Source organism: Microcystis sp. M090S1, from assembly GCF_020246295.1.
Lineage (GTDB): Bacteria > Cyanobacteriota > Cyanobacteriia > Cyanobacteriales > Microcystaceae > Microcystis > Microcystis aeruginosa.
The window spans coordinates 1-11,360 of sequence record NZ_JADBTF010000205.1; the positions used below are offsets into that span (position 1 = coordinate 1).

7 protein-coding genes and 2 pseudogenes are annotated in these 11,360 nt (G+C 38.3%); 8 read left to right on the forward strand and 1 reads right to left on the reverse strand.

What is annotated here, in order from left to right:
- Positions 1-176: 176 nt before the first annotated feature.
- The 8 genes and pseudogenes from IM477_RS09110 to IM477_RS09145 form a co-directional block, all read left to right on the forward strand.
- Positions 177-905, forward strand: a complete 729-nt coding sequence (locus IM477_RS09110) for a GYF domain-containing protein (RefSeq protein WP_287731439.1) — start codon at positions 177-179, stop codon at positions 903-905.
- A gap of 24 nt (positions 906-929) precedes the next feature.
- Positions 930-1,145: a DUF2997 domain-containing protein gene (locus tag IM477_RS09115; RefSeq protein ID WP_185237209.1), complete on the forward strand. Its 216-nt coding sequence runs from the start codon at positions 930-932 to the stop codon at positions 1,143-1,145.
- Between the two features lie 58 nt (positions 1,146-1,203).
- On the forward strand, positions 1,204-1,836 hold the full coding sequence (locus IM477_RS09120; RefSeq protein ID WP_287170327.1) for a 4Fe-4S single cluster domain-containing protein: 633 nt from the start codon (positions 1,204-1,206) through the stop codon (positions 1,834-1,836).
- 47 nt (positions 1,837-1,883) lie between these two features.
- Positions 1,884-2,390 carry a hypothetical protein gene (locus IM477_RS09125; RefSeq protein ID WP_193959608.1) on the forward strand — a complete coding sequence of 169 codons (507 nt, stop codon included), beginning with the start codon at positions 1,884-1,886 and terminating at the stop codon, positions 2,388-2,390.
- Between the two features lie 40 nt (positions 2,391-2,430).
- Complete coding sequence (locus tag IM477_RS09130; protein WP_193959607.1) at positions 2,431-4,158, forward strand: type IV secretory system conjugative DNA transfer family protein; 1,728 nt, start codon at positions 2,431-2,433, stop codon at positions 4,156-4,158.
- Positions 4,159-4,163: 5 nt separating this feature from the next.
- Positions 4,164-4,712: a Mov34/MPN/PAD-1 family protein gene (locus IM477_RS23340; protein ID WP_002793844.1), complete on the forward strand. Its 549-nt coding sequence runs from the start codon at positions 4,164-4,166 to the stop codon at positions 4,710-4,712.
- 38 nt (positions 4,713-4,750) lie between these two features.
- Positions 4,751-6,136: pseudogene (locus tag IM477_RS09140) on the forward strand (NB-ARC domain-containing protein); the annotation flags it as partial.
- A 191-nt stretch (positions 6,137-6,327) separates the two neighbouring features.
- A pseudogene (locus IM477_RS09145) lies at positions 6,328-8,682 on the forward strand (WD40 repeat domain-containing protein); the annotation flags it as partial.
- Positions 8,683-8,789: 107 nt separating this feature from the next.
- On the opposite strand, the gene IM477_RS09150 reads toward IM477_RS09145, so the two are convergent.
- Positions 8,790-11,177 (reverse strand): DUF3769 domain-containing protein, encoded by a 2,388-nt coding sequence (locus IM477_RS09150; protein WP_287731442.1) that lies wholly within the window; start codon positions 11,175-11,177, stop codon positions 8,790-8,792.
- Positions 11,178-11,360 lie beyond the last annotated feature (183 nt).

Here is an 11,360-nt window from a genome sequence, read left to right on the forward strand (position 1 = left end):
TAAATGTATCTGGATACACGCCACACAAGCGTTTGAACTCTGTTGGCTTTAAAGTTTTTACTTGTTCGTAATTCATCTTTCAATCTTAACTCTTGGACTATTTTATCCTATTTTGTCTAGACTTATGCAAGAGATCTATTTTAACTTGGCCAATATTTCCACGAATCTTTTTTTATTTGGCTCTGATAATAAGTAGTGTAGCTATAGGTGGTGGTAGTAAAGAAAATGAACCGAGTCAAGAAAGACTGATTATCACCAGTGCGTCTGGACAGCATACAGTGGAACCTTTTAGCAGGAGAGAAGCTACTTTAGCTCTAGATGCAATTGAAAAGGCGATAGAAGCCGCCGAAAATTACAAAAATCTTCGAGAAAATAATTATAGTTTAAGAGTATCAGGTGAAACTTATGGTCCGTATGATTTAGATACCGTTCGGCATTTGCTTACTACACGCCAAATAAATCCTAATGGATGTCTATTTTGGAAGCCTGGAATGATAGAATGGACTCCAATAACAGAGATTCGACAACTAAGAGAATTAATTCCACCCTCCACATTAGAAAATATACAAAAACCAACAGAGACTATATCTAAAAAGACAGAAAAACAATATTCTTCTCAACAAGAAAAAGCTGTTGAATTTGAACCTGTTGAATTTGAACCTGTTGATTTGAATAATGCTCCCCTAGAAGATTTACTTTTATTGCCAAATATGACAATAAACAAAGCCGAAAATCTAATCAGAGAACGTGAATTGCGTTTAGGATTTAGTAGTATTGAGGAAGTTGCCGAATTTTTACAATTACAACCTCATCTAGTAACAAAGTTAAAAGCAAAAGCTGTTATTATTGCTTACCAATCTGAAAATATTTCAGACGCTCAAGATCAACGTCTAATTGATTTTTAATTAATAACTTAAGGAGAGTCAACTATGTCTAAAAAAATACAACTTCGGATTTTCCCTGATGGTCGCGTACAAGCAGAAGTTCAGGGTATTAAAGGCAAAGCTTGTACCGACTATATTGAAATTTTAGAAGAAGTTCTCAATGCTGAAGTATATGAGTCTTCCTATACTCCTGAATATTACGAGAATCAAGAAGTTTGGTTAAGTCAACAAATAGACGAAACCGTACAGGATAGAAGTTAAAAGGCTTCTAGTTTGTTCATCAATTGCTAACTCTATTAACATAATCTTGGCTTTTTCTATGGAATTACGAATCAATAAGTTTTTGCCTCATACGCGGGCTGAAGGACCCGGAGAACGTGCTTGTATTTGGGTTCAAGGTTGTCCAATTCGATGTCCTGGCTGTGCTGTTCCTTGGACGTGGGAAGATAACGGTGGCAAAATTGTTGAAACAGAACGTCTTTTCGAGCGCATTCTCAGCGGTCCAACTATAGAAGGAGTAACCTTTGTCGGTGGCGAACCTTTTGCCCAAGCTGCGGCTCTAGCTCATCTTGGTCAATTGTTACAAAAAGTAGGCTTGTCAGTTGTCACTTTTACTGGGTATCTTTATGAGAATCTTAGCACCAGTTCTCGGCAAGATTGGCATAATTTACTTGCAGTAACCGATTTATTAATTGACGGTCCTTATCGTCAAGATTTAAATGACATAAATCGTCCTTGGGTTGGTTCTTCTAATCAACAATATCACTTCCTTTCACCGCGATACTTACACATGAAAAATACTTTAACCAACATTGCCAATCGTTTAGAAATTAGGATTTATCAAGATGGTCAGATATTTCTTAATGGGATGGCTAGTAGTGAACAGATAGAGAGTTTAATTAACAACTCTGGCTTTTACATATCGTCGGCTACAATACCTAGTGACCGATAAATTGTATCCTTTTATTTCCACTTAAAACTTTACCAAGAGGTGAATTTATGCCTAACGAATTTGTTCCCAGTGACGCTGAATTACAACATCATATTAATCAGCTTGAAGCAAAAGCTGCTGCACACCAAGCAGAAGCTAACAAATATAGTGAAATGGCAAAGGGTGCTAGTGATCAAGAGCGTAAGGCTCTTATAGAAAAAGCTAAACAGGAATATCGAGATGCTCAGAATTGTAGAAGTCAAGCTAATGATTTGAGGAAACTTCTCAAACAACGACAAGACCAACAAAGACAAAAATTTTCTGAAGCTACAAAAGAAGTTATGAAAGCAAGAGAAGAAGTTAATCGTCAAAAAAATGATGGTACTAAAGAAAGACTTAAAAGCGAAAAAGATCATCAGGTGCAAAGTATTTTAAAAGACAAAAAAGAAAGAGAAGAAGCTGCTCGTCAAAAAACCCTTGAAGAACAAAGACAGAAACAAATGCAAGAAGTTGCTAGAAATGCTGCTAATTTAAGTCAACAACCAATTATGCAAACACGCAGCAATGAAAGATAATGATACAACCACCTAGAAATCAAAAATAGAGGAAAAAATTATGCCTGAAGATCAATTTAACTTAGTGTTCAAAATGTTTGAAATATCTATAGCAGTAGCAGGTAAAATACTGCTAATGTTTTTCAACATTGTTCGTCGCTATCCCTTTCATTTCTTAACAGGTTTGCTATTTGTTCTCGCTGCTAAATATCTTGTCCCTCAATTAACCGTTGATTATCTTGCTCTGATTTTTGGGGTTGGGTTTATAGCAGCAATGATCTTTCAAGTAAAAAGCTTTGCTCTTCCTTCTAAAAGTTCAGATAGAAAAAAAATTGGTGGTGGACAAGCTACAGCACGTTGGTCAAATGAAAAAGATCTGGAAGCCTTAAATCTATTTGATTCTCAAGGTCTTGTGCTAGGAAAAATTACGAAAAAGAAAGGAATGATCTCACGAAAAACACAATCAGATTCACTACTACTTAGATTTAATCAAGATTGGAGTGGCTTTGAAGGCAATTTAATAACTATTGCTCCCCCTGGTGCGGGTAAAGGTGTTGGAGTAGTTATTCCTAATCTTTTAACCTATCCCGGCTCAGTTATTGTTACAGATCCTAAAGGAGAAAATTATGCAGTAACAGCATTTGCACGCCAACGCATGGGACAAAATGTACTTTGTTTAGATCCTTTTGGAATTTGTGACAAAAAAGATCAGGCTCAATTGAATCCTTTAGATCTTTTAGATCCTGATGAAGATGACTTAATAGATGATGCTAGAACTTTAGCAGATTCTTTAATTTTAAGACCAAAAAGTGAGCAGGGTAACGATAAATATTTTAATGATGAAGCAGTTACTCTTTTAACTGGATTTATTCTCTATGTCGTTTGTGAATCCCCTGAAGAATCGAGACATCTAGGAGAGGTAAGAAAACTGCTCACTTCTCCTCCTGATGAATTAGCTTTTCACCTTAACATGATGGAAAGCTCTTCTTATGCTCATGGAATAATTGCCAGAACCGCATCTGGTTTCAAACAATTAGCAGAAAACACCGCTTCTAGTGTCCTTTCCACTGTTAAAAGTAATACCGGATTTCTTGACTCTCCCAGAGTTATCAAGTCTTTATCTCGGAGTAGTTTTGATATTAAAGACCTCAAAAGAACGGGTGATGTTTCTCTTTACTTAGTTTTACCTACTGATAAATTATCATCCTATTCTCGCTTACTCCGATTATGGATAAGTACGGCTATTCGAGCCATTTTAAGTGTTCAAGGTAAACCGAGACATCGAGTTTTATTCTTACTAGATGAAATGGCACAATTAGGTCGGATGGATTCTCTAAGAGATGCTGTTTCAATTGTCAGAGGTTATGGCGCAACTATTTGGACAATTTTACAAGATTTATCTCAAATAAAAGCACTTTATCCCAATGATGAATGGCAACCATTTATTTCTAGTAGTAAGGTGCAGCAGTATTTTGGGGTCGCCGACTTAGAGACGGCCAAATATGTCTCAGAAAAGCTAGGCAAAACAACAATTGAAGTGATATCGACTAGCGAGGGTCAAAATCAAAGTTATGGTCAAGTTGGTGGCAATAGCACAAGTTCTGGAACTACAAGAAACCAACAAGTTAGAGACCTTCTACATCCTGATGAAATCATGAGAATGAATCGCAATGAACAAATAATTTTTATTCAAGGTCACGATCCAATTATGGCAAAAAAGATAGAATATTTCAGAGAACCTTACTTTCAAGAAATGTCCTGTGACAATCCTCAACACGAATCAGTTTAGTAAAAATGTTAAACTACTTAAAACTCCAAACTATTTTTTCAGAGAGAGCCTTTTTAGCAATTGTCGCCGAAACCTATGAAAGCTCTAAAACAGAAACAGGTGGAATTTTCTTGGGAATAAAAACAGTTAATATATGGTACATTCTCGAAACATTAGATCCGGGCATACATCCTATTTTTCAACCCGGTTATTTTGAATATGATACTGAGTATATTAATCATTTATCTAAGAAAATAGGAAGATATTATCAGGAACCTATAGAACTTCTTGGACTTTGGCATAGACATCCTAGTAGTTTTGATTGTTTTTCACAAACTGATGATATAACAAATAAAAAATATGCTTCTCAAAATTCTGATGGAGCTATTTCTGCCCTAGTTAATCTTGACCCTGATTTCCGATTAACGATGTACCATGTTTTAATTGAACCCGATTCTTTATCACGCCCTCAATATACTAAAATTCCTATAGAAGTAGGCGACCACCTCATCCCAGAAAAATTTTTAACCCTCAAATCCTTCCCAGATTCCTTAGAAAATATTAATCAACATTGAAAATATAGCTATAATGAGAAAAATTATCTTCATAGATTATGCCAAGACTAAATACAAGTGATACAGTTAAAGAACAACTTTCTCTTTTGTTAAGAAGATTATTAACGTATGTAAACGGTGAATTAGTAGATCAAGCTTATTGGTCAGATAAAATAATCTATAACTGGTTGAAATATGATAAACCTCACCCAAAACTAATTGTCAAAACAGAATTAAAGGTTTTGGTAGATTTTTGCAACGCTGGTACTAAAAAAACATCAGTTATTTCCCTCACTACAATTCAGATGAGAAATGTTCTTGATGTTTTAAAAGATTGGGGAATTCTTACAGATAATCGCACGAATCCTCAAGGATCACGACAAAGGCACTTCACCCTCAACCTTTGGAGTTCATTTACAGAAGAAAATTTGTGGAAATTTGAGGAAGAATGGGATAAGCGCAAATCTCCCGGTCTTGAAAACTCATCAGTTAAAACAGAAATAAATTATGATAATTTCGGATTAATTCCTGATATTTCTCAGATTTATGGTAGAGAAAAAGAACTAGAATTATTAAAACAAAAGTTTTTTCAAAATAGTCCCCCGTGTAAAATTATCGGAATTTTCGGAATAGCAGGAATCGGAAAAACATCTCTTGTCTGTAAACTGATTGAGCAAATTCAAGAGGAATTTCCCCGTGTTATCTATTGGTCTTTTTTGAATCCTCCTTTACCCCTAGAATTTCTTGAAAATACCAGTAATATTATTTCACAAAATATCAGTTTTAAGACAGAAGATAAATTTAAAATAAAACTGATAAAATTTATCAAGATACTAGCCAAATATCGTTGTTTATTATTTTTAGATAATATTGATGCGATTATTGAGCATGAAAACTATCGAGAATATAGCGAAATTTTACAAGCAATTGGTCAGTCAAAGCACAACAGCTGTTTAATTATAACCAGTCGAAAAATTCCTCAAGAACTTGAATCGTTAGTGGGAAATAAAACTTCAACTTATTTCCGAGAGTTACAAGGACTTGACTATCAAACTGGACGGCAAATTTTGAGAGATATTGACACCTTTCATGGTTCAGAGGATGAATGGCAATTTTTAATTCAACAAGTCTGTCACGGCAATCCTTTATTCATCAAATCTATCGCTCATCATATTCAACGAGTTCATCATAATAATCTCTCGGATTTTCTTTTAAAAGGGAATCTTCTGATAGAAAAAATTGAGTCTATTTTAAATTCTTACTTTCAGCAACTATCTAATTTAGAAAAAGCGATTACTTTTGAGTTAGCGATTAATCGAAATCCAGTTTCTTTGTCGGAACTAGAACATAATATTATCATTGAACCTGACGGTAAAAGTATCCAAGAAGGGATCAGATCATTATCTAGCAAAATTCTGTTAGATAAAAAAGATGACTACTTTACCATACATCGGGAGCATCTCACCTTTGCAATGAGCATAAATACTTAGTGGAAAAATAGGCTTTTCGAGGGTAATTCTTGTTTTAATTATCCATGTACGCAGTCTTTAAAAGCCTCTATTTCGTTCCAAGACACGATTAAGAGTGGCTTTTAGGCTAAGTATAATTACTTATCGCGTAAGTGAGATGCTCCCCCATACATCCTCTACTGATTGAATATTTCACTCAAAAAATTATTACCATAGCAACAGAAGAAATAAAAACTGAAAAATTCCAATTATTAAGAAGTAACTCCTTGACTAAAACTACTGTTCCTGATTATCTAAGAAAGATTCAAGTTAATGTTATTTTACACCCAATAATTAAGAACTTAATCCATAATTTTCAAGAAAATAATCTAGAAAGCAAACTAATTGATTGTTTAAAGACATTAAAAAATGAACCTTCTGGACAAATTGGCGGCATTGCTGGCAATATTATTAACTTACTTAATATACTGAAAAATGGTCATTTAATCGGCTACGATTTTTCCCATATCCCTATTCGACAAGTCGATTTTTCAAACATTAGACTCAACCAAGTAGATTTTTCATACTCACAGTTTTTTGACTGTATTTTCCCTCAAACTTGTGGCAGTATTTTATCAATTTCTTGCAGTCAGTTCAATCGCTCTTTTCCAAGAGAAGAGCTTTTAGCAACTGGTGACAGTCATGGGATGATTTACCTCTGGAAAGTCAAACAAGACGGAAAATTAGAATTAAGCAAAAGTTTTCCTGCTCACGGAAGCTGGGTGTGGTCAGTAGCCTTAAATTCCGAGGGAAAGTTACTAGCAAGTGGGGGACAAGACGGAATTGTTAAAATTTGGTCTATTACAACAGATATATCTATAAATTGTCATTCTTTGCCCCACCCTTCTCAAAAACATTATGCTCCTATTAGAGCCGTTACTTTTAGTGCTGATAGTAAGTTTTTAGCCACAGGAAGTGAGGACAAAACCATCAAAATATGGTCAGTTGAAACAGGAGAATGTCTCCACACCCTTGAAGGACATCAAGAACGAGTAGGTGGTGTTACCTTTAGTCCAAATGGTCAACTTTTAGCCAGTGGCAGCGCTGATAAAACTATCAAAATATGGTCAGTTGACACGGGAGAATGTCTCCATACTCTTACAGGACACCAAGATTGGGTTTGGCAAGTTGCCTTTAGTTCTGATGGTCAACTTCTAGCCAGTGGAAGTGGCGATAAAACCATTAAAATATGGTCTATTATAGAAGGAGAATATCAAAATATTGATACTTTAACAGGACATGAAAGCTGGATTTGGTCAATTGCTTTTAGTCCAGACGGTCAATATATAGCCAGTGGGAGTGAAGATTTTACACTGCGGTTATGGTCAGTAAAAACCAGAGAATGTCTTCAATGTTTTAGGGGATATGGCAATCGATTATCATCGATTACTTTTAGCCCCGATAGTCAATATATCTTGAGTGGGTCTATAGATCGTTCGATCCGATTATGGTCTATCAAAAACCATAAATGTCTTCAACAGATTAATGGTCATACTGACTGGATCTGTTCAGTAGCTTTTAGTCCCGATGGAAAAACATTGATAAGTGGAAGCGGAGATCAAACGATTAGATTATGGTCAGGGGAAAGTGGCAAAGTAATTAAAATTTTACAAGAAAAAGATTATTGGGTTTTATTGTATCAAGTCGCGGTTAGTCCGAATGGTCAACTGATTGCTAGTACCAGTCACGATAACATCATTAAACTTTGGGATATTAGGACAGATGAAAAATACACTTTTGCTCCAGAACATCAAAAGCGCGTATGGGCGATCGCTTTTAGTCCTAATAGTCAAATGCTGGTAAGTGGTAGTGGAGATAATTCTGTTAAGCTTTGGTCAGTTCCGAGAGGATTTTGTCTCAAAACTTTTGAGGAACATCAGGCCTGGGTATTATCAGTAAATTTTAGTCTTGATGGAAAATTAATAGCAACTGGTAGTGAAGATCGAACTATTAAACTCTGGTCTATTGAAGATGATATGACTCAATCTTTGCGGACTTTTAAAGGTCATCAAGGAAGAATCTGGTCTGTTGTCTTTAGCTCTGACGGTCAGCGATTAGCCAGCTCAAGTGATGATCAAACGGTCAAAGTTTGGCAAGTCAAAGATGGTAGATTAATTAATAGTTTTGAAGGTCATAAGTCTTGGGTATGGTCAGTAGCTTTTAGTCCCGATGGGAAGTTACTAGCAAGTGGGGGGGATGACGCAACAATCAGAATTTGGGATGTTGAAACAGGTCAACTTCATCAACTCCTGTGTGAACATACTAAAAGTGTCAGGTCAGTGTGTTTTAGTCCCGACGGTAAGACATTGGCCAGCGCAAGTGAAGACGAGACGATTAAACTTTGGACCCTAAAAACAGGAGAATGTCAGAATACTTTACGCTCTCCTAGACTTTATGAACAAACAAATATTAAGGGAGTAGAAGGGTTGAATTATGAAACGAGCAACACCATGAAAATTTTAGGAGCTTTTCTGTCACGTTGAAAAGAAGATATAAGTTAGTCAAGGTAGTCTCAATGAGAGGTAATCCCGATCTGAAAATCCCTAAAACCCCACACCCTCTCCCATTTCCCCTCTCCTGTCTCCTCAGCTTAACGGGTTACTCCATCCACCACCGGACGGATATCGCTACCCTCAAAATAGCCGGGGTTGCCTGTCCAGTTGAAATCCGAAACGCGGATGTTGAGTATTCCCAACTGCAGCACCGGGTTATAGCGCAAAATTAAACTATAGGTGCGACGACTCCATTCGAGAAAATATTCTGTACTGATTTCCTTAGCTTGATCGATACTATAAATACTCTGGAAACCCACACGAATCGGACCATATACCTGTTGAGTTATACCATAGGACATTGTTTGTTGATCAACAAAGCGATCGAAGAAAAAGGGTGATTGTCCGTTAACCAAACCCTGACTAAAACTGATATTAAACCCGGTATAGTCGAAAAAATTGCGGGAAAAACGCCCAAACTGCCCTAATAATCCCACGGTTCCCGTGACGGAATTTTGCGTCTCTCCATTAGTGTAATAACTGGTGACACCAGTGACACCAGTGACAATAGCAATATAGGGTTGAACGGGAAGAGGAGAAAATCTTAAACCTTGGTCGGGAGTCGGTGGTAAAGTAAGGGCAGACCAGAGTAAAAAACTGCGATTGAGGGAGACAGCGCCCTGAAAACGGCTTAAATTAGTGACATTATCCGTTGCATTGGCCGCTAAGAGATTACTGCGATCGGTGGGTGCGTTAATATTCTGTAGAGAAGCTTGATAACTGAGTCTAATATCCGTATTCGGGACGACAATCACAGGTGAGGTCAAAATTGCCCCAAAACTGCTATTAACCGTCTGAAACCCTAAAGAACCGTTAAAAAGACGCTCGCGATAATTGTACTCCACATTGAGCAGATAGGGATCCTGCAACTGTCCGATCGTCTGTTGAAAGCGAATTTTAGAACGAACACTATTTTCGATCTGTTCCAAATCTAAATTAGAAAAAGAAGCTGTCGCTTGCAAAAACGAGCGCTCGCCAAAATTAGTGGCAAAATTGCCCAATAAACCAAAAGCTTTCGGACTAAGGGCCGAAACTTCCCCACCTCCGGGGTTAGCTGAGGGAAAAGCATCGGGATTAAGGACTTTTTGAATTAAATATTGCGGTGTCAACTCAAAAATAGTCTTCGGTGTCTCCACTAAAGTTAGGGGACTTTCTACGAAAAATCCGCCCCGATCCTCCCCATCATAGCCCGGGGCAATTAAAAAAGGACGACGACGACGGCGATCGAAAGTGAGACTATTAATAAAAGTGGGTGCCACTACCCGTTGATCGAAAACCAACTGGGAATTACTCATCCGCAACTCATCGGTAAAGGGGCCGGTACTGCGAAAAGTGGCGGAATTAGCCCGAACTTCCAATTCAGGGGGGGAAAAGGGGTCATTAGTCAGACGCACATTAGTGGCATTCCACACCTTACCATCAAAATTCAAGCGTTCGGCCTGAAAACGGACACGATTAATCGTTCCCCCCGATGGACTACTAATATTCTGTCGATCGCGCCGACTGGGATCCTGTCCCCCGACGACAAATTGAAAACCCTCTCCCGTGGTGATTCTCTGCAAGGGTTGATTTAATGCCAAACGATCGGTTAGGGTTGCAAAAGAACTACCGGCCCCCACATCCGTGGGCAGCGTTTGTCCTAAATCCCTAGCGGTGCTGGGTTGAAAAATCTCCCCATTAGCATTAAATACCACACCGCTATCCTGGACGAAATAATACTCGAAGCGATCGCCGCGCAGGATTTGATCTCCCCGGGTTAGGATCACCTGGCCCTCCGCTACTGCTAACTTTTCGGGAAGATTAATCTGTAAGCGATCGGCCGTTAGTACACTTTGGGCAAAACGCAGGGTGACATTACCTCTAGCGGTGATAATCTGCCGATTTTGGTCAAATTCCTGCTCATCGGCCACTAATTCTAGGGGTCTTTCCCCTTCTGGATTAGCGGTCTGATCTAGGCTGTTATTGAGGGAAATCAAGTATTCTTGGCTGGTTTTTTCGCCTTTTTTCCGCACTAATAGCCGAGTTGAGCCATTTTTCTGGTTAAGAGCTTTTTGATTTAATCCTGAAACTATCTCGGTTTCGGGATGAATAGTGACACCAACGGCCGCAGGGGGTGGAGAATTCTGAACAGAAAGGGGTTTTCCTAAAGCTGCCGCGTCACCCGCACTGCTCGGTAATGGTTTTAGGGGAATACCCTCATCGGGAACCAAGGGTTTTACCTCGACGGTTTCCGGGGGTGGAGTGACGGTGAGGGGAATAGAAACGCTCTCTTCTGAAGGCTTTTTTGCCTCTAGAGGTGCTGGGGTGACAGGGAGGGGAACTACAGACGTGGGACTATTTTCAGAAACTTGGCGCTCCTCCGTTTCCGGTTCAGCTACAGTATTAATCAGGGCAGGTGGTTCAACAGCTAAGAGAAAAAAAGACATGACTGCACGAGTCGGCGATCAAAATAGAGGACGAGCGAACCTCATTGACATCCTCGCCGCCCTAAAAGTGCGGCGATTCCTAAACCTCACGATTTAAGTTTCTGCTTCCACCACCGTCGCATACCACAGTTAAAAAACCATGTACTGTCTTACACAGAGTCCACAGACTTTCGCCCCATTTCA

Excerpts from the sequence above, each read along its gene's own strand:
- IM477_RS09115 (WP_185237209.1), top strand. The coding sequence starts at position 930 with ATGTCTAAAAAAATACAACTTCGGATTTTCCCTGATGGTCGCGTACAA.
- IM477_RS09120 (WP_287170327.1), top strand. The coding sequence starts at position 1,204 with ATGGAATTACGAATCAATAAGTTTTTGCCTCATACGCGGGCTGAAGGA.
- IM477_RS09125 (WP_193959608.1), top strand. The coding sequence starts at position 1,884 with ATGCCTAACGAATTTGTTCCCAGTGACGCTGAATTACAACATCATATT.
- IM477_RS09130 (WP_193959607.1), top strand. The coding sequence starts at position 2,431 with ATGCCTGAAGATCAATTTAACTTAGTGTTCAAAATGTTTGAAATATCT.
- IM477_RS23340 (WP_002793844.1), top strand. The coding sequence starts at position 4,164 with ATGTTAAACTACTTAAAACTCCAAACTATTTTTTCAGAGAGAGCCTTT.
- IM477_RS09150 (WP_287731442.1), bottom strand. The coding sequence starts at position 11,177 with ATGTCTTTTTTTCTCTTAGCTGTTGAACCACCTGCCCTGATTAATACT.